The organism is Anoxynatronum sibiricum, assembly GCF_039414295.1.
Taxonomy (GTDB): Bacteria; Bacillota; Clostridia; order Peptostreptococcales; family Tindalliaceae; genus Anoxynatronum; species Anoxynatronum sibiricum.
The window spans coordinates 93,342-112,577 of the sequence record NZ_JBCITM010000005.1; the positions used below are offsets into that span (position 1 = coordinate 93,342).

Sequence of the window (19,236 nt, forward strand, 5' to 3'; positions counted from 1 at the left end):
TCACAGGTCGCTAATGACGAGTCAGGCGGCAGGGAAACATGGCGAACAGCAAGCGGCAGAGAATTGGAGAACAGAAACACGAAGAGGGGGAATAGCAATGTCATTCACGTATACCTATACCGTTAAAACTGCGCTACCCGTGGCAGAGGCGGTGGAAACGGTTAAAAAGAGCCTGCAGCAAAATGGTTTTGGAACCCTGTGGCAATTGAATGTGCCGGAAAAGCTTCAGGAAAAAGGCGTTGACTATCAGCGGGAAGCAGTGATACTGGAAGTCTGCAATCCTGAACACGCCCGCAACGCTCTGGAGGCCAATCTACAGGTGATCTACTTTCTGCCCTGCAAGGTAGTGGTTTTTGACGACGGAGAAGAAACGTCCGTTGGTATGGTGCTCCCCACGGTGATGATGGAAAACCTTCAAGACCCGGCGCTCACCGCCTTTGCCCGGGAAGTGGAAGAAACCCTTCAAAAGGCACTTGATGAGGCTATTTGATGGCACCTGTCTGTTCCAGCAGACGCACAATGGCTGCAGCAGGGTCAGAGAAATCGTTCTTGATGGCCTGAAACACCAGCAAGGCCTCCGGGTACTCACCGCTGAGACGCAGGCACTGCCTGTGGCAACCATCAATCAATACCACCAGTGAAGAAGCCTTCGTTTCGGGGGTTTCTTTTTTTTCAGTCATAAGAGGGCCCAGCTGTTCCCTGAGAGCCATATACAGCTGATTTCTGTCATATAGAGGATTACAACCGCCACAAAAATAATAAGATACCTGCATGAAAATACCTCCCAGGTTAAGCTGCCGTCGGCAGCGTTGAATGTTGATGCAACCAGACCACAAACATAAAAGCCGGCAGAAGTGGCATGGTGATACACCCCGGTAAAGGGGGTGACAGACTGTAGAAAGAATAAGATGAAGACAAGGGATCTGGTAAAGGACAGCCTTGGAAATCTTGTCAATGTTTTTTCGAAAAGGAAAGAAAACCGCCAGTGACTGCTGTTTGAGCGCAGTGAGTTCAGGCGCTGTTTTCGAGACTTTCGACTAAAAACACACAAGATTGGAATCAGCTGGCCTGGCCAAAGCCCTTTGTCTTCAATCTCACACCCTGGTAAAGGGGGTGTAACATCTATTTTACCGCATCAAAGGATCATGTCAATCCGCCAACTCATTTCCTTGCATCACTAACATATTTCAAGTCAAAACGTTTTTCAAGCCTTTAACGTTTTTCAAGTCACTTGCCCTGCTTCGCGTTAGTGGAGTTTGTTGGGTTTGTCGAGTGTTTCGATTGCCTTGACACTTGCAGCTCAGTCGTTTCATATCATTAGTTCGATTAAACGAACGGTATGAGTGAGAATAATCATGAAAGGGTATTATGCATTATACTGACCAAAGCATCATGACAAAAAGAGACGAAATGATGTTTGGATGTTGAATGTGTAGCGCATTCAGAGGATTCAGTGTGTGGCTGACGGAAGACCGACAATCATATTGGGGAGGAGTGACTGGAAAATGTCATTACGGAAAAAATTTTTGAGTGGCATTGGAATCAGCGTCATTGCAGTGATGCTGCTGTTGACACTGCTGGTGAGCCGTTCGGTGGCCGGACTTATTGAGGCGAAAGAAAGGGAGCACCACCATCTGTTAACAGAGGCGGTGGACGCCCAAATGCAGGCCCAGCTGGATAGTGCCAGAATGTCGGTGATATCCATTGCCAACAATGCTCAGGTGCAGGAACTGTTTGCGCAACGAGACAGAGAGGCGTTGCTTGAGCAACTGATGCCGGTTTATGAAACACTGCAGAACGAAGTGGCACAAATACAGTTTCATCTGCCTGATTCAACCGCTTTTCTAAGACTTCACATGCCGGAAAACTTCGGCGACAGCCTGCGTGATTTCAGGTTCACCGTCAATGAAGCCAATGAAAAAAAGACCATTGTGCAGGGGCTGGAAGAAGGCAGAGGTGGCTACGGCTTTCGCGTGGTGGTGCCCATGAACCATCAGGGACAACATACGGGATCGGTTGAATATGGCAGCAATTTTGGCAATCAATTCCTTGAAAATTTGAAAGTGCAATTTGGCGGTGACTATTTCATCTACACACTCACCGATGAGTCGGTTTCATGGCAGGAAGGTCAGGAAGACAATTCTTTTTTGGCAGGAACAATGGAAACCGACAGCTGGCAGGAGTCTCTTGATATGATGACACACGTGATGAACGGCGAATGGGTCAGCCAGGTTTCCGAAGATGAGAACCAGTCTGTGCTGCTAATTCCCTATATGGATTATCAGGGGAATGTGGGTGGCTATATCAAGGCAATTCTGGACAGAAGCGCCATTGTGGCCCAGAGCAACGGGATGACACGCATGCTCTATTTGCTGACAGCCGGTGTGACAGTACTGCTGTCCCTCATCATGTTTCTCTTTCTCAACAGCGCCATTCTTAAGCCCGTTAACCGGATGAAAATTTCCATTGCCGCTGTGGAGCAAGGAGATTTTACCATCGAATGTGATGCGACCACAAAAGATGAGATTGGACAGCTGGCATGCTCCTTTAACCAGATGGTGGGCACCGTTAGAGAAATGATAGGAGATATATCTGGAGCAGCCCTGAAGGTCAGCGATGCTTCTGCTGCCCTGCAGCACACAGCTCTGGAAAATACCCGTACCACAGAAGAAGTGGCGAAAGCGGTGGAAGGAATTGCCCAGGGTGCCGTGGATCAGGCAGAAAGAACAGAAGAAGGGGCACAGAAATCACTGGCAATGGGAAGCATTATCGAAAAAAATCAACAACTGACAGCAACCATGAATCAAACCAACCAACAGGCCACCAGGGTGGTGGCTGAAAGCCTGAAAAACATGGAACAACTGACGCACATCTATGAAACAACCGTACAGGCCATGGAAGCTGTGCGCCAGGGAATTCAAAATACAGATAGCAGTTCCAGGCGCATCAGCGATGCCAGCGGCATGATCGCCGCCATTGCAGACCAGACAAACCTGTTGGCACTTAATGCTGCCATTGAAGCCGCCCGGGCCGGAGAAGCCGGCAGAGGCTTTGCGGTGGTGGCAGATGAAATTCGAAAGCTGGCCGAAGAATCCAACGCCTCCACCAAAACCATTGACCAGGTGGTGGAAGAACTGCAGCAACACTCAAAAGAAGCTGTTCAAACCATTGAAAAAAGCTTCGAAGTGCTGCATCAGCTTCAGTCAGAAATTGACCGCAACCAAAAGGCTTTTCATCAGATTGCCCAATCTTCCCAGGATTCCCATGACCAGATGAAGGCACTGAATGCATCGACTGAACAATTGGAAAAAATGAAGCAGGAAATTCTGGATACGATTCAGAGTCTGGCAGCCATTGCAGAAGAAAATTCCGCCTCAACAGAAGAAGTATCGGCTTCGGTGGAAGAACAGTCGGCTTCCATGATGGAAATTGCCCAGGCAAGTGACTCGCTGGCAGAGTTGTCGCAGCACTTGCAGGAAAAAATGAGGCAGTTCAGAGCGTAAAAGACATCAGCGGCTGCTTTTCACCGCATTTCCAAGGCTGCCCTTCACCAACTCCCTTACCTTCATCGTGAGTTGATTACAGTCTTAACCGCCTGCAAAGGCGGTTATTTTTCTGTGAAAAAAACCGCGCCGTCAGGCACAGGGCCAATGGCGCGGAAAAAGAAAAATACGATTAGAATCGGGCCTTGTAAATGTCCCTGATTTCATCCCGGCTCAGTTCCACATAGTTGTTGGCCAGCAGCCGCTGCTGGGCAGCGATGACACTGTCGGCAAAGGCTTCAACTTCCTGTTCCTGCATGCCGTATTCCCGCAGTTGTTTCAGCGGAATCAGCTGGCTGAGCAGTTGATCAAGGACATCATATACTCCTTCATCAGCGGGAACTCCCAGCACCCGGCCCAGCAACTCATTAAGCCGCTGGATGGATCCATGGGGATTTTTTTGCTGATACGCTTTAAACACTTCCACAAAAAGCTGATAGTTGGCTTCGCCGTGGGGCACATGATAGACGCCCCCCAGGGGGTAAGACATGGCGTGAACGGCGCCTACACCCGTGTTGCCAAAAGCAATGCCTGCATAGTTGCTGGCCACCAGAAAATCCTCTGCCAGTTCATGGCGGTGGTCCGGTCCTTTTTCAGCGATGGCTTTATAGCCCCGCAGAATCAGCTTGATGGCCCGGGTGCTGAACAGTTCGGTGTAAGGGTTGGACCGGGGAGCCACAAAAGATTCAATGGCATGAATCAGGGCATCCACCGAGCTGGTGCAGAACACGGGGAAGGGCAGGGTGCGAATCATTTCAGGAATCAGCACCGCGTCTTCCGGGTACAGCTCATCCACCGCCAAGCCCATTTTAGTGCGTTTCGACTTGATTTCGGCAATGCTGATGTTGGTCACTTCACTGCCGGTGCCGCAGGTGGTGGGCAGAATCACCAGCTTCTTATCCTTCACAATGGGTACGGTTTTTTCGAAAAAGTCTTTGCAGTCGCTCACATACCGCAGGGCCAGCAGTTTGGAAATATCAATGATGGTACCGCCGCCCACGGCAATAATGCGCTTATACTCTTTTTCCTTCACCTTTGCCATGATGGCATTGATCATTTCATCGGAGGGTTCTCCGGTGCCGAATTTTTCCTGAAAGATAAAATCTGACTTCAAATCTGCATCTTTCATAAAAGGTTCGTAAATAAACTCATTGGTAAAGATACAATCCAGCTCGCCGATTTCGAACGTTGCTGCAAATTCCTTGAAACTGTTGAACCGGTGAAGTGCCGGTTGCACTTTGAGAATGGCCACGGTTAATCCTCCTTCATGATCTTTAAGGTTGAATGGTTACGCCCATATACTTTCATCACTGGGAGCAGCTGCTCCCGGGATGGTGAGGCCAATGCGGGAAACGTTGATCAGGTGTTTGTAATCCAGATTTTCTGAAATGATGTTATTGCCCCAGGTGCCGCAGCCCAGCGTGGTGGTGGGAGCGAATCCATTGGTGAAAGACCCGCCGGCAGTGGTGGAAGAGGGGGCGTTGACCACCAGTCGGCTCACCGTCAGGTTCACCCCGGCATATTCAATATGGGCCTGGTTATTGGAATGAATGGCGGCAGTATGACCCTTGCCTTCCAGCTCCAGGTTGGCCTGGGCCATGGAAACGGCTTCTTCAAAAGTGTCGTAGGCGAAAACTGCCATCACCGGACACATTTTTTCTTTGCAGAGCAAGTCGTTCTGATTCACCCCTTTGGCCTTCAGCAGAATCACCGAAGTGCCTTCGGGGATGGTAACACCTGCCATTTCAGCCACTCGTGCAGGTGACTGGCCCACCACATCTTTGTGCATGTGGCCATCCTGGAAAATCGTCTGACGAAATTTCTCCACAGTGGCTTCGTCATCAATATAGTAAGCGCCATTGGCCACTGCTGCCTGTATGACAGCATCGTACTGATCACGGGGGGCGATGATGCTCTGTTCGCCGGAGCAGATGATGCCGTTGTCGAATTTGCGGCCGGCCAGCAGTTTGGCGGTGGCATCGGCAAAATCCGCATCCCGGTCAATGATCACCTGAACGTTACCGGCGCCAACACCATAGGCAGGTTTACCGCTGCTGTAGGCTGCCTGTACCACTCCCATACCGCCGGTGGCCACCACCACATCCACCAGCTTCATCAGCTCGTTGGTTTTATCAATGGAAGACTCCCTGATGATCTGAATGGCACCTTCCGGATAGGGAATCCCCGCTTTTTCAATGGCTTCCAAAATCAGATCAATGGTGTGGGCGCTGCACTTCTGTGAACGGGGATGAGGTGCAATGATGATGCTGTTGCCGCCCTTCAGTGCAAACATGGCATTACACATGGGAGTGACAATGGGATTGGTGGTGGGGGTCACTGCCCCGACAACACCCACCGGCTTCGCCACCATCATCAGCCCTTTGGCTTCGTTTCGGTCGATGATTCCCACCGACTTCTTGTCTTTCAGCGAATGCCAGATGGTTTTGGACTTGCCCCGGTTTTTGGCCACCTTGTCTTCATAAACACCCATTCGGGTTTCATCCACCGCCATGCGGGCCAATAATTCTGCATGATCATACACTGATTTTGCTATTAATTTAACAATATCATCTAATTGTTCTTGTGTAAAGCGGGATAATTCTTTTTGTGCAATTTTTGATTTTTCCACCATTTCCATAACGCTTAAGCTTGTTTTCATAACGTTTTCCTCCATTTTTTGGAAATGAACTAAAATGCCGGACTGTCAAATGAGACTTTCATTTATCTCAAAATGAATCGATTGCCTCCAGTGCCAACAGAGGTGCGAATATCGTTCTGATAGTAGAAATCAAAACGAATTAAGGGATGATTCATTTTGTTATACAAAGTATACGCAATTTTAAAGCCGAATGCAAGCAAAATTATCAAGAATCTTAAATTCGAGATTAAATGACAAATAATTAACGATATCGCATGAATCATGGGAAGATAGATGAATAAGGACAATTTGTTGGGCGCGGCGAACAACACGATCCATCGACAAGATTGCAAATTAGCAATTTGAGAGAGGAAGACGGTTGCATAATAGCGACTAACGTGCAATAATGCAAGGTGAAGCACTATAAAAAAAGAAACACTCAGGCAGAAACACAACAAGGTAATTGGAACAATAGTGGTATTTGGAAAACAGGTGGTAATTGAAGAAGTAACAGCAAATGAAACAGAGAAGGTTTGTTGAAAGGGGCGTTGGCATGACAACAGAAAATCTGCTGGTGGAAATCACCGATCAGGTGGCGGTGGTGAAAATGAACCGGCCGAAGGTGCTGAATGCACTGAATTCAGAAGTGCTCAAAGAAATCGAAGCCACCATGACACAGCTGGAAAACTCGCCGGAGGTACGGGTGATTGTGCTGACGGGAGAAGGAAAGGCTTTTGTGGCCGGTGCGGATATTGGGGAAATGAAAGACCTGTCACCTCAGGAGGCCAGAGACTTCTCCAATTTGGGGCATCGGGTGTTCATTCAAATCCATACACTTGAAGTGCCTGTGATTGCTGCTCTCAATGGGTTTACACTGGGGGGCGGTCTTGAGCTGGCACTTGCCTGTGACTTTCGATATGCTTCCGAAGAAGCAAAGCTGGGTTTTCCTGAAGCCTCCCTGGGAATCATCACCGGTTTTGGCGGCACCCAGTTCGCTGCCAGGGCATTTGGTTTGTCCCGGACAAAAGAACTGATCTATACAGGGGAAATGATCACCGCTCATCAGGCGCTGAACTGCGGTCTGGTGAACCGGGTATTTCCCCACGATGAACTGATGGCTGAAACCATGGCAGTGGCACGGCGTATCATTAAAAACAGCCCCGAAGCCATTTCCCTCGCCAAGGAAGCCATTGTGAAGGGCTATGACCTGGGGCTCCGGGAAGCTTTGGAGCTGGAAAGCGACTATTTCAGCGCCTGTTTTGCCCTGGGGGCTCACCGTGACCGCATGAAAGCCTTTTTGGAAAATCGAAAGGAGCGAAAAAAATGAAAACCATCGGAGTCATTGGCGCAGGAACCATGGGCAGCGGCATTGCCCAGCTTTTTGCCCAGCAGGGAATGTACGTAGTGATGCAGGATATTAATGAAGCGTTGTTGGAGCGGGGGCGGCAGGGCATTGAAAAAAGCCTTCAAAAACTGGCATCCAAGGGAAAACTGCCAGAAGAGGAAGCGCAGGCCGCCATGGGTCGTCTCACCTGCACCCTGAAAACAGAAGATCTGGCTGCCTGCGATCTGGTGATTGAAGCCGCCACTGAGCAAATGGATATTAAAAAGAAGATTCTTCAGGGAGTGGACGCTGTTTGTGGAGAAAGCACCATTTTGGCCACCAATACCTCATCCCTCAGCATCACAGAACTGGCAGCAGCCACCAAGCGGCCAGACCGGTTCATGGGCATTCATTTTTTCAATCCTGTGGGTGTCATGAAGCTGGTGGAGCTGATTGAAGGCATTGCCACATCAAAGGAAACGTTTGAAGCTGCCGAAGCCATTGTGAAAGCAGTGGGAAAAACCCCAGTGGCCGTTCAGGAAGCACCGGGCTTTGTAGTGAACCGAATTCTGATTCCCATGATTAATGAGGCGGTGGGCATACTGGCGGAGGGCGTTGCTTCAAAAGAAGCCATCGACGAAGCCATGAAACTGGGAGCCAACCACCCCATCGGCCCCCTGGCCCTGGCAGATCTCATCGGCAACGATGTGTGCCTGGCCATCATGGAAGTGCTCTATGAAGAGTTTGCCGACAGTAAATACCGGCCCCATCCCCTGCTGCGCAAAATGGTGCGGGGCAACCGGCTGGGCAGAAAAACCAGCGAAGGCTTCTATCAATATTAAACACGGCAATAGTAATCACTTGGCAATGTGAAGCACCCGGCAAGAGTGATCGACCGGTAATGACCGCCGGATTATTCCATGACAGGAATGAGCCTGCGGTCTTCTTCACGACGGGTTCCATCCATGAGCTTGCGATTTGCAGGATAGAATGATAGGAGAAAAGCCATGAAGGATCAACGAGATCAACACAATCAACAGCACCAACCTGACCAAAAGAGCCAGCCGCATCGTCAGCACAGCCAGCGGCAACAGCAGCCAGCCAGCGCCAACAGCGAACATCAGAACCTGGTGGCTGAACTGACAAAACACCGGGAGTTGAACCAGCAGATGCAGGCGGTGATGGACTCCTCCTACGACGGCATCTATCTCACCGACGGGCAGGCAAAAACCCTTTATGTGAACCGGGCCTATGAGCGTATTGCCGGCATTCAGGCAACCGCAGTGATGGGGCGCAACATGAGTGACCTGGTGGCAGCGGGGGTGGTGGATCAATCCAGCTCACTGGAGGCCATTCGCCTCAAGCAACAGGTCACCATCCGCCAGGTGCTGCATAACGGCAAAGAAGTGCTGGTCACCAGCACCCCTGTATTTGAAAAAGAAGAAGCCGGGGTAATCCAGTACGTGGTCACCAATGTGAGGGATGTCTCTGAGCTGGTGCGGCTCCAGCAGGAGCTGCAGCACACCCGGGCCCTCAGCGAACGGTACCGCTCTGAACTGGAGCACATGAAGACCCGCATCCTCAATATTCCAGAGTTTGTCATCCGCGACCGGCAGATGTTGCGGGTGCTGGAAACCGTTCTGAAGGTGGCTGAAACCGACACCACCGTGCTGATTCAGGGAGAAACGGGCAGCGGCAAGGGCCGTGTGACCCGGCTGATCCACTCTCGAAGCAAGCGGGCAGCCAAAAGTTTCATAGAAGTGAACTGCGGTGCCATCCCTGGCAGCCTCATGGAATCGGAGCTTTTCGGTTATGAAAAAGGCGCCTTTACAGGAGCCCTCACCAAGGGGAAAATGGGCCTTTTCGAACTGGCCGACGGTGGCACTCTGGTGCTGGATGAAATCTCTGAAATGCCCCTGGACCTTCAGGTAAAACTGCTGAAAGCGTTGGAAGACGGCACCGTCTTTCGGGTGGGCGGCCAGAAGCCAGTGCCGGTGAATGTGCGCATCATCACCGCCACCAATCAGGATCTGGGAGAAATGGTGAAACAGGGACGCTTTCGGGAAGACCTCTATTACCGCCTTCATGTGGTGCCCTTATACCTGCCTCCCCTCAGAGAACGGAAAGAAGACATTGTCCCCCTGTGCCACCAGTTTTTGGAGGAGTTCAACCGCCGCTACCAGTACCAGCGCCACTTCACCCCAGAAGCACTGGAATATCTGATGCGGTATCCCTGGCCTGGCAATGTGCGGGAACTGCGGAACCTGGTGGAACGGATGGTGGTGATGGTGGAAGAAGACCGCATTCGACCATCGGACCTCCCGGAACACCTGCTCATCCTCACCGGGACCACCCAGGGAGAAGACGCTTTGCCTGATGAACCTCTCTATCATCAGCTGCCGCTGAAAGAAGCCACCAAACTGTTTCAGCAGCGGTATATCCGCCGGATGATCAGTCAGGAAGGCTCCATGAAGAGAGCAGCTCAACAGTTGGAAATCAATCCTTCCACCCTTTACCGAAAACTTCATGATACCGGCGAGGAAAGCTCATAAAGGCATGGCGGCTTCAAACAGCCATAGCAATGATCATAGCCACAGCCATTACGATGTTGAAATAGTGCGAAAATGCAATGTTATTAAATGAAATTGCAAAAATAAGAAAAGCATAATGCAAAAATGCAATACAGCATACAGATAACAGAGGTTCATCTAAATCGGAGGCATCGTCCGCTGATCCGAAAAGCAACAAAACGGCGCAGGGAAACTGTCAGCAGTTTCCTGATCAGCCCAGAACCATTCAAAATGAAGGAACAAGGGATGACTGGGCATAAAAATGTTAAAAATTTATCAAAATATCTCAAAAACCCATGGAGTTGGCACGCTTCCTGCTTATATATAAAGGCAGCAGATCAACCAAAAATGCAACAACAACTCAGATCTATTTTTCAACTTCCCACTTCGATGGCCATTATCCCATCGAATGATTCTGAAAGGAGCGTTATCCATGGCATTGAAAACAGCAAAGCAATATGAAGAAAGCCTGCGAAAACTGAACTTGGAGGTTTATCTGTTTGGCAAGCGGGTGGAGAACCCGGTGGATGATCCCATCATTCGCCCTTCCATGAACTCTGTCATGATGACCTACAAGCTGGCAGAAGATCCCCAGTATGCAGCCCTCATGACAACCACCTCCAGCCTGACTGGTGAAAAAATTAACCGGTTCACCCACTTGCACCAAAGTGCAGAAGACCTGATCAACAAGGTGAAAATGCAACGCCTCCTCGGCCAGCAAACGGCTGCCTGTTTCCAGCGCTGTGTGGGGATGGATGCCTTCAACGCGGTATACAGCACCACCTTCGAGCTGGACGCCAAGCACGGCACCCACTACCACCAGAATTTTGTGGAGTACCTGAAATACGTGCAGCGGGAAGACCTGACAGTGGATGGGGCCATGACAGACCCCAAGGGCAACCGGGGCCTTTCTCCCTCCCAGCAGGAAGACGCCGACCTGTTTCTCCGCATTGTGGAACGCCGGGAAGACGGCGTGGTGGTGCGGGGCGCAAAAGCCCACCAGACAGGCATGGTCAACTCCCATGAAGTGCTGGTAATGCCCACCATTGCCATGCGTGAAGGCGATGAAGACTACGCCGTATCCTTCTCTGTGCCCACCGATGCCCCCGGCATCAAAATGATCTACGGCCGCCAGTCCTGCGACACCCGCAAGCTGGAAGAAGGCACCCTCGATCGAGGCAACCCCAAGTTCGGCGGCCACGAAGTGCTGGTCATTTTTGATGATGTGTTTGTTCCCGCCGACCGCCTCTTCATGTGCGGCGAAGTGGACTTCTCCGGTATGTTGGTGGAACGTTTTGCCGGCTATCACCGCCAAAGCTACGGCGGTTGCAAAGTGGGCGTGGGAGACGTGCTCATCGGGGCTTCTTCCCTGGCAGCCCAGTACAATGGGGCCGCCAAGGCATCCCACGTAAAAGACAAGCTCATTGAAATGACCCACCTCAACGAAACCCTTTACGCCTGTGGCATTGCCTGTTCTTCCCAGGGGCATCCCACCGAGGCGGGGAACTATGAAATCGACATGCTGCTGGCCAACGTGTGCAAGCAGAACGTCACCCGGTTTCCCTACGAAATTGCCCGGCTGGCAGAAGACATCGCCGGCGGCCTGTTCGTCACCATGCCCTCTGAGGCTGATCTGAGAAGCCCCGAAGTGGGCCATTACGTGGAAAAATACCTGAAAGGCGTTGGCGATGTGCCGCTCATCGACCGGCTGAAAGTGCTGCGCCTCATTGAAAACCTGACCCTGGGCACCGCCGCTGTGGGCTACCGGTCTGAATCCATGCACGGTGCAGGCTCTCCCCAGGCCCAGCGCATCATGATTGCCCGCCAGTCCAATATGGGCATGAAAGAAAAACTGGCCAAAGCCATTCTCGATATTGAGGCATAGAAGATGCCTACCGTGACCGACCGGCAAGCCATCGAAACCATTTTAAATGAACAGGTGCGCCCCCGCCTCCAGGCAGATGGGGGCGACGTGGAACTGGTGCACTGGGACGAAAACACCAAAGAAATCACCCTGCGATTACGGGGACAGTGCTGCAGCTGTCCCCATTCCCAGGAAACCATCGACCGCATCGTGGTGAAAGAGCTGCAGGAGCACCTTCCAGAAGCGGTACACATACGGGTGGAAACAGGTCTTTCAGAAGACCTGCTGGCCCTGGCCAGAGACATGTTGAACAGGAGGAAGGCAGAATGAGTGTGCAGGAGCATTCCCAAAGCAATTGGCAGGCAGCCTACCGACAAAAATGCGGCACTGCCGCAGAAGTGATACAGCACATTCCCAATAACAGCCGGGTGGCCATCGGCCACGCCGCCGGCGAACCCCTCACCCTGGTGGAAGCCATGGTGGCGAATTTCCGGCAGTACGAAAACGTGGAAACCATCCACATGTTTCCCCTGGGAGGCTGTGGTTACATGGAACCGGGGATGGAGCCGCATTTTCGGCACAACGGCCTGTTTTTGGGCGGTACCGCCCGGGACGCCGTGGCCGATGGCCGGGCCGACTACACCCCCAGCTTTTTCTTTGAAATCCCCCAACTCTTTAAAAGCGGCACCCTCCCGGTGGATGTGGCCCTGATTCAGGTCTCTCCCCCCGATCAACACGGCTATTGCAGCCTGGGGGTTTCGGTAGACTACACCCGCAGCATCACCGACACCGCCAAGATTCTCATTGCCCAGGTAAACGACCAGATGCCTGTCACCTATGGCGATACCTTCGTGCACGTGAGTCAGATGGATTATATCGTGGAAGATTCCCGCCCCCTGGTTGAAATTCCCCTGCCAAAGGTGGGAGAAGTGGAACATCAGATCGGGGCTCACTGTGCCAGTCTCATTGAAGACGGCGCCACCCTGCAACTGGGCATTGGTGCCCTGCCAGATGCCGTGGCCACCTTTCTGAAAGATAAAAACGACCTGGGCCTCCACACCGAAATGTTCTCCGACGGTGTGCTGGACCTGCTGGCCAACGGCAACATCAACAATCGGAAAAAAGGGATTCATGAGGGCATCTCCATTGCCAATTTCCTCATGGGTACCCGGCGGCTGTATGACTATGTGCATCAGAATCCGGCGGTGCAGCTGTACCCCGCCGATTATGTGAATCACCCCATGACCGTGGCGAAAAACAACCAAATGGTCTGCATCAACTCTGCCATTCAGGTGGACCTGATGGGCCAGGTGGTGGCAGAAACCATGGGTTACCGTCAGTTCAGCGGCACCGGCGGCCAGGTGGATTTTGTGCGGGGAGCATCCCTGTCTCCCGGAGGCAAGTCCATCATCGCCTTCTCGGCCACCGCAGCCAAAGGAAAAGTGTCCCGCATCGTTCCCCTGCTTGATGAAGGGGCCGCCGTCACCACCTCCCGCAACGACGTGCATTATGTGGTGACAGAATACGGCATTGCCCAGCTGAAAGGCAAAACCCTGGAAGACCGGGCCCGGGCGCTCATCGCCATTGCCCACCCCGATTTCCGTGACCAGTTGGCGGAAACGGCTAAAAAGAGATTTCCCCGCTTTAAGCGGTAAATCACCATAAGTGGCAAATCACCATCACCACACAAGACTAAGGAGGCGTCAACATGGATTTTAACTTGTCAAAGGAGTACATCATGCTTCAGCGCATGTATCAGGAATTCGCTGAAACCGAAGTGAAGCCCCTGGCAGAAGAAGTGGATGAAACAGAGGAGTTTCCCGTTGAAACAGTGAAAAAGCTGGCTCGCTACGGCTTCATGGGCATCCCCTTCCCCAAAGAAAACGGCGGCGAGGGAGGCGATGTGCTGGCCTATGCCATGGCAGTGGAAGAACTGTCAAAAGTGTGTGCCACCACCGGCGTCATCGTTTCGGCCCACACCTCACTGTGCGCCACCCCCATCTATGAATTTGGCACCCCCGCTCAAAAAGAAAAATACCTGGTACCCCTGGCCAAAGGGGAGAAACTGGGAGCCTTCGGCCTGACAGAGGCCAACGCAGGCACCGACGCTTCATCCCAGCAGACCACGGCTGACCTTGAAGGCGACGAATACGTGCTCAACGGTTCCAAAATCTTCATCACCAATGCCGGTTATGCCGACACCTACGTTGTCATGGCCATGACCGACAAAACCAAGGGCAACAAAGGCATCTCCGCCTTTATTGTGGAAAAAGACACCCCCGGCTTCACCATCGGCAAGAAAGAGGCCAAAATGGGAATTCGTGGTTCTGCCACCTGCGAACTGATTTTTGAAAACTGCCGTATTCCCAAAGACAACCTGCTGGGCACCGAAGGCAAAGGCTTTCGCATTGCCATGCAAACCCTTGACGGCGGTCGTATTGGCATCGCTTCTCAGGCCCTGGGCATCGCCGCCGGTGCACTGGCAGAAACCGTGCACTATGTGAAAGAGCGCAAACAGTTCGGCAAGCCCATTGCCGCCTTCCAGAACACCCAGTTTCAGCTGGCAGACATGAACACCAAGGTGGAAGCCGCCCGGCTGCTGGTGTACAAAGCTGCATTTTGCAAACAGAACAAAATGCCCTATTCCAAAGAAGCCGCCATGGCAAAGCTTTACGCCGCCGAAGTGGCCATGGAAGTGACCACCAAGGCCGTTCAGCTTCATGGCGGTTATGGTTACACCCGTGAGTACCCGGTGGAACGCATGATGCGGGATGCCAAAATCACCGAAATCTACGAAGGCACTTCAGAAGTACAAAAAATGGTCATCGCAGCACATCTGCTGAAATAGGGAGGGAAAGACATGAAAATAATTGTCTGCATTAAACAGGTTCCTGATACCAATGAAGTGAAGCTGGACCCCAAAACCGGCACTCTGATCCGGGATGGCGTTCCCAGCATTATTAACCCCGACGACAAAAGCGGGCTGGAAGCTGCTCTGCGCCTGAAAGACCAGCGTGGCGCTCACGTCACCGTCATCTCCATGGGGCCCCCCCAGGCAGATGCTGCCCTTCGGGAAGCCCTGGCCATGGGCGTTGACCGGGCCATTCTTCTCACCGACAGAGCCTTCGGTGGTGCCGATACCTGGGCCACCTCCACCACTCTGGCGGGTGCCATCAAAAAAATGGACTACGACCTGATCATCACCGGCCGGCAGGCCATCGACGGCGACACCGCTCAGGTGGGCCCCCAGATTGCTGAACATTTGAACCTTCCCCAGGTTTCTTACGTGGAAGGCATGGAAGTGGATGGTCAGCACTTCATCTTCAAACGCATGTTTGAAGACGGCTATCACCGCATCAAGGTGAAGCGCCCCTGCCTCATCACCACCCTGCAGGAAATGAACGAACCCCGCTACATGAAAGTGGGCGGCATCTTCGACGCCTACCGGGAAAAAGAAGTGGAAATCATGACCCTGGCTGACATTGATGTGAACCTGGAGCACATCGGCCTGAAGGGTTCCCCCACCAAAGTGAAAAAATCCTTCACCAAAGGGGTAAAATCAGCGGGCAAGGTCTACGAACTGGCACCAAAAGAAGCCGCAGACCTCATCGTAGACAAACTGAAAGAAAAGTTCATCATCTAAATCCATTTGAAGAAAGATCGTTCAGCTCAATCGTTTGTTTCAATCGTTCAGTTCAATCGTTCATTTCTAAGGAGGACTCCCCTATGGATATCAATGCATATAAAGGTGTATGGGTCTTTGCAGAGCAGCGGGAAGGCGTACTTCAAAAAGTATCCCTTGAACTGCTGGGCAAAGGCCGTGAATTGGCAGAAACCCTGGGCGTCAGCGTCACCGCTGTGCTTTTGGGTGACCAGGTGAAAGACCTGGCGCAAGAGCTTATCTACTTTGGAGCCGATGAAGTGCTGCTGGCAGAAGATGCCATGCTGAAGCTCTACAGCACCGAACCCTACACCAAAGTCTTTTCAAGACTGGTGAAGGAACGCAAGCCAGAAATCGTTCTTTTTGGTGCCACTGCCCTGGGCCGCGATCTGGCTCCCCGGGTATCTGCCCGGGTGCACACCGGCCTCACTGCCGACTGCACTTCCCTTGACATCGACGAAGAAACCAAGAACCTGCTGCAAACCCGCCCCGCCTTCGGCGGCAACATCATGGCCACCATCATCTGCCCCGACTTCCGACCCCAAATGTCCACCGTGCGCCCCGGCGTCATGATCAAACTGGAACGGGATGAAAGCCGTCAGGGAGAAATCATCACCTGTGCTGCTGATCTGGAACCGGCAGACATGAATGTGGAAATCATCGAAGTGGTGAAGGAAACCAAGGAAAAAATCAACATCGAAGACGCCAGCGTTTTGGTATCCGGCGGCCGCGGCCTTTCCAACAAAGAAAACTTTGTGATTCTTGACGGCCTGGCCAAAGAGCTGAAAGGCATCGTTTCCGGCTCCCGTGCCGTGGTGGATGCCGGCTGGATCGAGCGTGACCGCCAGGTGGGCCAAACAGGCAAAACCGTACGACCCGGCCTCTATGTGGCCTGCGGTATCTCCGGCGCCATCCAGCATCTGGCGGGTATGGAAGAATCCGATTACATCGTGGCCATCAACAAAAACGCTTCCGCTCCCATTTTCGATGTGGCCGACCTGGGCATTATCGGCGACGTGAACAAAATCGTCCCCGCCCTTGAAGAAGCCCTGAAACAGGCAAAGCTGAAAGAGGCTTAAATCCGAAAGAAGCTCAAACCCGAAGACACCGCTGTCTTCCGTTTTCAGCCCTTTATGGGTTTCATCAACATGCGTATCATTGTATCGAACAACAGACTTGACAGACGTCAGGCTGCGCTCCCTCATCGCCGGGTAAGGTGCTGAGGGAGTTTTTTAAGGTGTTGATAGCAACGGAGGTAAAGAAGCTGCAACTATAATATTGAAAAGGGATTTGGTTTTGATTTATTGATTCACTGTTCCTTATCAGCTATCAACTATCAACTATCAACTACCAACTACCAGCTATCAACGATCCACTGTAGTACCGCCAAAGGCGGTTGTATTCAGGCAGTGGCATCACCCTCTATAAACTGCTACAATGGAATAAATCGGAAACGCCAATGGCAGGCATCCGCCAATCAGCACCTGCCCCAGAAACAAAATGGAAAGCGAGGCCATCCCATGACCTACGAAGCCCCCCTCTACCGACCACCCAGCGAAGCCCGCAGCCTAATTCTGCAGCTGACACTGGGCTGTTCCCATAACCAGTGCACCTTCTGCTACATGTACAAAGGCAAACCCTACCGGGTGAAAAGCCGGGAGGCCATGTGGGAACACATCGCCTGGGGAAAAGCCATGGACCCGGGTGCCCGGCGCATCTTTCTTGCCGACGGCAACGTGCTGGGGTTGGAAACCCCGCTGCTGCTGGAAATCCTCGCCACCCTCTACCGGGAGTTTCCTTCCCTGGAGCGGGTGAGCGTTTACGGCGGCCCCGGTGACATGCTGGAAAAAACCCCTGAAGAACTGACATCCCTGCACCAGGCCGGGCTGCAGCTGGTGTATCTGGGAGTGGAAAGCGGCAGCGACACCGTGCTGCAACAGGTACGAAAAGGCGTCACGTCAGAAGAAATGATCACCGCCGGGGTACGGGTGCGTGAAGCAGGCATCCACCTCTCCTGCATGCTCATTTCAGGGCTGGGAGGCACCATCCACTGGGAGGCACACGCCCTTGAAAGTGCCCGGGTGATCAGTGCCATCAACCCGGAATACCTGGGGCTTCTCACCCTGCTGGTGGAAGACAACACCCCCCTCCGCCGCCAGATTCAGCAGGGAAGCTTTCAGCTCCTGCCGCCGGAAAAAGTACTGGCAGAAACCCGGCTGCTTCTGGAGCACCTTCAAGTGACCGATTGCACCTTTCGAAGCAACCACCCCTCCAATTACCTGAACCTGGCAGGGGTGCTGAACCAGGATCAACAGCGGCTGCTGGCAGAAATAAAGGAAGCCGGAGAACAGGGCCTCCTTCGCCCCGAAGGCTGGCGGGCCCTGTAAATTGCAGTCATTCACAGTGGAAGAAAATGCAGATCTTCAACATTTTCTGACAAGCTCAGCACTGACTTTTGTTGTCTTGCAGCCAGAGGAACCGGTCTGCATCAAATTAACGCAACTTTTTTCCATCACCACAGAGAGGAAGAACTCCCATGTTACAGCAGGTATACCCCCACATCTACAAAAATGAAATTCAGCTTCCTGGTAATCCCCTGAAAGCGGTGCACAGCTACCTCATCACCTCCCCAGAACGAAACCTCCTCATTGATACCGGCTTCAACCGGCCCGACTGCCTTGAAACCCTTCTTCAGGGAATGGCAGAGGCCGGCGCAGAACTGGAAAAAACCGATCTTTTCATCACCCATCTTCACTCCGACCACAGCGGTCTGGCGGCGGCCCTCAGCCAGCAGGGGGTGAAAGTCCATGCCAGCCAGTGGGACGGTGATGCCGTGAACGAAATGAGCCAGGTCAGCTACTGGCAGCGATTTGAAAGCTTCCGGGTTCTCTTTGATCTGGAACAGGATCAAGTCACCTTTCAGGACCACCCGGGGTATAAATACCGCAGTCCCCAACCCGTTTCTTTTCAAACCCTTCGAGAAGGCGATACCCTCACCCTGGGAGACTACGCCTTTGAAGTCATCGAAATCCCCGGCCACACCCCCGGCCAGCTGGGGCTCTACGAGCGAACCCACCGCCTCTTTTTCTGCGGCGACCACATCCTCGACCGGATCACCCCCAACATTGCCTTCTGGGATTTTAAATGGGATATTCTGGATGTCTATCTGAAAAACCTGAAAAAAGTGGCTGCCTTCGACATCGACCATCTTTTTTCCGCCCACCGGGGAATCGTGACCGATCACCGGCAGCGCATTCAAGAGCTGGCCCATCATCATCAGCTGCGGTTGACAGAAATCATGGGAATTCTGAAAGAAGGCCACACCACGGTACGGGAAGTGGCGGCTCGCATGCATTGGGAGCTGCGGTACGACAACTGGGAAGCCTTTCCCCATGCGCAGAAATGGTTTGCCGCCGGAGAAGCCATGTCTCACCTGGAGCACCTGGCTGCTACAGGAATAGTCACCAAAGAAGAACGGCAGGGAGTGCTCCATTACCAGATTTCATAGAAAGACCCGCCTGAAGGGACGTGCATATGTGGTCATCAGGCGGGTTTTTTATGAAAAACTTAACAAAAAATAGGATTAGAGTTACATTTTTGAGTTAACGGGTAGTATAATGGGAACTGTAAAACACCT

General features: G+C 52.3%; 17 protein-coding genes. 14 read left to right on the forward strand and 3 right to left on the reverse strand.

Translation table 11 applies throughout. The features are described 5' to 3' along the window. The first annotated feature begins 97 nt into the window (after nucleotides 1-97). A complete protein-coding gene (locus AAIG11_RS06615; RefSeq protein ID WP_343185448.1) occupies nucleotides 98-490 on the forward strand; it encodes a DUF302 domain-containing protein in 393 nt (130 codons plus the stop codon). Here the strand turns inward: AAIG11_RS06615 and AAIG11_RS06620 are convergent. Further along, nucleotides 483-773 carry a hypothetical protein gene (locus AAIG11_RS06620; protein ID WP_343185449.1) on the reverse strand — a complete coding sequence of 97 codons (291 nt, stop codon included), beginning with the start codon at nucleotides 771-773 and terminating at the stop codon, nucleotides 483-485. The genes AAIG11_RS06615 and AAIG11_RS06620 overlap by 8 nt on opposite strands. Before the next feature lie 732 nt (nucleotides 774-1,505). Between AAIG11_RS06620 and AAIG11_RS06625 the strand changes: the two genes are divergently transcribed. Further along, a complete protein-coding gene (locus AAIG11_RS06625; RefSeq protein ID WP_343185450.1) occupies nucleotides 1,506-3,503 on the forward strand; it encodes a methyl-accepting chemotaxis protein in 1,998 nt (665 codons plus the stop codon). A gap of 172 nt (nucleotides 3,504-3,675) precedes the next feature. On the opposite strand, the gene AAIG11_RS06630 is transcribed toward AAIG11_RS06625, so the two are convergent. Both AAIG11_RS06630 and AAIG11_RS06635 read right to left on the reverse strand, forming a co-directional pair. Next, on the reverse strand, nucleotides 3,676-4,794 hold the full coding sequence (locus AAIG11_RS06630; RefSeq protein ID WP_343185451.1) for a 4-hydroxybutyrate dehydrogenase: 1,119 nt from the start codon (nucleotides 4,792-4,794) through the stop codon (nucleotides 3,676-3,678). 36 nt (nucleotides 4,795-4,830) lie between these two features. Then, on the reverse strand, nucleotides 4,831-6,201 hold the full coding sequence (locus tag AAIG11_RS06635; RefSeq protein ID WP_343185452.1) for an aldehyde dehydrogenase family protein: 1,371 nt from the start codon (nucleotides 6,199-6,201) through the stop codon (nucleotides 4,831-4,833). Between the two features lie 496 nt (nucleotides 6,202-6,697). Here AAIG11_RS06635 and AAIG11_RS06640 point away from each other — a divergent pair, with 496 nt between their 5' ends. The 12 genes from AAIG11_RS06640 to AAIG11_RS06695 all read left to right on the forward strand — a co-directional run bounded on the left by AAIG11_RS06640 (nucleotide 6,698) and on the right by AAIG11_RS06695 (nucleotide 19,107). Further along, nucleotides 6,698-7,507 carry an enoyl-CoA hydratase/isomerase family protein gene (locus AAIG11_RS06640; protein ID WP_343185453.1) on the forward strand — a complete coding sequence of 270 codons (810 nt, stop codon included), beginning with the start codon at nucleotides 6,698-6,700 and terminating at the stop codon, nucleotides 7,505-7,507. Continuing rightward, nucleotides 7,504-8,346, forward strand: coding sequence for a 3-hydroxybutyryl-CoA dehydrogenase (locus AAIG11_RS06645; RefSeq protein WP_343185454.1), 843 nt, complete (start codon nucleotides 7,504-7,506; stop codon nucleotides 8,344-8,346). Before AAIG11_RS06640 ends, AAIG11_RS06645 begins: the two co-directional genes overlap by 4 nt. A 165-nt stretch (nucleotides 8,347-8,511) precedes the next feature. Beyond that, nucleotides 8,512-10,056: a sigma-54 interaction domain-containing protein gene (locus tag AAIG11_RS06650; protein ID WP_343185455.1), complete on the forward strand. Its 1,545-nt coding sequence runs from the start codon at nucleotides 8,512-8,514 to the stop codon at nucleotides 10,054-10,056. Between the two features lie 123 nt (nucleotides 10,057-10,179). Then, nucleotides 10,180-10,536, forward strand: a complete 357-nt coding sequence (locus AAIG11_RS06655; protein ID WP_343185456.1) for a hypothetical protein — start codon at nucleotides 10,180-10,182, stop codon at nucleotides 10,534-10,536. Then, complete coding sequence (locus AAIG11_RS06660) at nucleotides 10,508-11,959, forward strand: 4-hydroxyphenylacetate 3-hydroxylase family protein (protein WP_343185457.1); 1,452 nt, start codon at nucleotides 10,508-10,510, stop codon at nucleotides 11,957-11,959. Before AAIG11_RS06655 ends, AAIG11_RS06660 begins: the two co-directional genes overlap by 29 nt. 3 nt (nucleotides 11,960-11,962) lie before the next feature. Next, a complete protein-coding gene (locus tag AAIG11_RS06665; RefSeq protein WP_343185458.1) occupies nucleotides 11,963-12,268 on the forward strand; it encodes a NifU family protein in 306 nt (101 codons plus the stop codon). Continuing rightward, on the forward strand, nucleotides 12,265-13,593 hold the full coding sequence (locus tag AAIG11_RS06670; protein WP_343185459.1) for an acetyl-CoA hydrolase/transferase family protein: 1,329 nt from the start codon (nucleotides 12,265-12,267) through the stop codon (nucleotides 13,591-13,593). The genes AAIG11_RS06665 and AAIG11_RS06670 overlap by 4 nt, the downstream gene beginning before the upstream one ends. Before the next feature lie 53 nt (nucleotides 13,594-13,646). After that, a complete protein-coding gene (locus tag AAIG11_RS06675) occupies nucleotides 13,647-14,786 on the forward strand; it encodes an acyl-CoA dehydrogenase (protein ID WP_343185460.1) in 1,140 nt (379 codons plus the stop codon). A 12-nt stretch (nucleotides 14,787-14,798) separates the two neighbouring features. After that, a complete protein-coding gene (locus AAIG11_RS06680; RefSeq protein ID WP_343185461.1) occupies nucleotides 14,799-15,581 on the forward strand; it encodes an electron transfer flavoprotein subunit beta/FixA family protein in 783 nt (260 codons plus the stop codon). A gap of 83 nt (nucleotides 15,582-15,664) precedes the next feature. Then, nucleotides 15,665-16,678 carry an electron transfer flavoprotein subunit alpha/FixB family protein gene (locus AAIG11_RS06685; RefSeq protein ID WP_343185462.1) on the forward strand — a complete coding sequence of 338 codons (1,014 nt, stop codon included), beginning with the start codon at nucleotides 15,665-15,667 and terminating at the stop codon, nucleotides 16,676-16,678. 225 nt (nucleotides 16,679-16,903) lie between these two features. Beyond that, on the forward strand, nucleotides 16,904-17,986 hold the full coding sequence (locus tag AAIG11_RS06690) for a radical SAM protein (protein ID WP_343185463.1): 1,083 nt from the start codon (nucleotides 16,904-16,906) through the stop codon (nucleotides 17,984-17,986). 149 nt (nucleotides 17,987-18,135) lie between these two features. Next, nucleotides 18,136-19,107 carry an MBL fold metallo-hydrolase gene (locus tag AAIG11_RS06695; protein WP_343185464.1) on the forward strand — a complete coding sequence of 324 codons (972 nt, stop codon included), beginning with the start codon at nucleotides 18,136-18,138 and terminating at the stop codon, nucleotides 19,105-19,107. The last annotated feature ends 129 nt before the right edge of the window (nucleotides 19,108-19,236 follow it).

Bases quoted from the DNA above. Each gene is read 5' to 3' on its own strand.
- AAIG11_RS06655 (WP_343185456.1), top strand. From the start codon at position 10,180: ATGCAATACAGCATACAGATAACAGAGGTTCATCTAAATCGGAGGCAT.
- AAIG11_RS06645 (WP_343185454.1), top strand. From the start codon at position 7,504: ATGAAAACCATCGGAGTCATTGGCGCAGGAACCATGGGCAGCGGCATT.
- AAIG11_RS06680 (WP_343185461.1), top strand. From the start codon at position 14,799: ATGAAAATAATTGTCTGCATTAAACAGGTTCCTGATACCAATGAAGTG.
- AAIG11_RS06685 (WP_343185462.1), top strand. From the start codon at position 15,665: ATGGATATCAATGCATATAAAGGTGTATGGGTCTTTGCAGAGCAGCGG.
- AAIG11_RS06625 (WP_343185450.1), top strand. From the start codon at position 1,506: ATGTCATTACGGAAAAAATTTTTGAGTGGCATTGGAATCAGCGTCATT.
- AAIG11_RS06620 (WP_343185449.1), bottom strand. From the start codon at position 773: ATGCAGGTATCTTATTATTTTTGTGGCGGTTGTAATCCTCTATATGAC.
- AAIG11_RS06675 (WP_343185460.1), top strand. From the start codon at position 13,647: ATGGATTTTAACTTGTCAAAGGAGTACATCATGCTTCAGCGCATGTAT.
- AAIG11_RS06650 (WP_343185455.1), top strand. From the start codon at position 8,512: ATGAAGGATCAACGAGATCAACACAATCAACAGCACCAACCTGACCAA.
- AAIG11_RS06640 (WP_343185453.1), top strand. From the start codon at position 6,698: ATGAAACAGAGAAGGTTTGTTGAAAGGGGCGTTGGCATGACAACAGAA.
- AAIG11_RS06695 (WP_343185464.1), top strand. From the start codon at position 18,136: ATGTTACAGCAGGTATACCCCCACATCTACAAAAATGAAATTCAGCTT.
- AAIG11_RS06670 (WP_343185459.1), top strand. From the start codon at position 12,265: ATGAGTGTGCAGGAGCATTCCCAAAGCAATTGGCAGGCAGCCTACCGA.
- AAIG11_RS06660 (WP_343185457.1), top strand. From the start codon at position 10,508: ATGGCATTGAAAACAGCAAAGCAATATGAAGAAAGCCTGCGAAAACTG.
- AAIG11_RS06635 (WP_343185452.1), bottom strand. From the start codon at position 6,201: ATGAAAACAAGCTTAAGCGTTATGGAAATGGTGGAAAAATCAAAAATT.
- AAIG11_RS06615 (WP_343185448.1), top strand. From the start codon at position 98: ATGTCATTCACGTATACCTATACCGTTAAAACTGCGCTACCCGTGGCA.
- AAIG11_RS06665 (WP_343185458.1), top strand. From the start codon at position 11,963: ATGCCTACCGTGACCGACCGGCAAGCCATCGAAACCATTTTAAATGAA.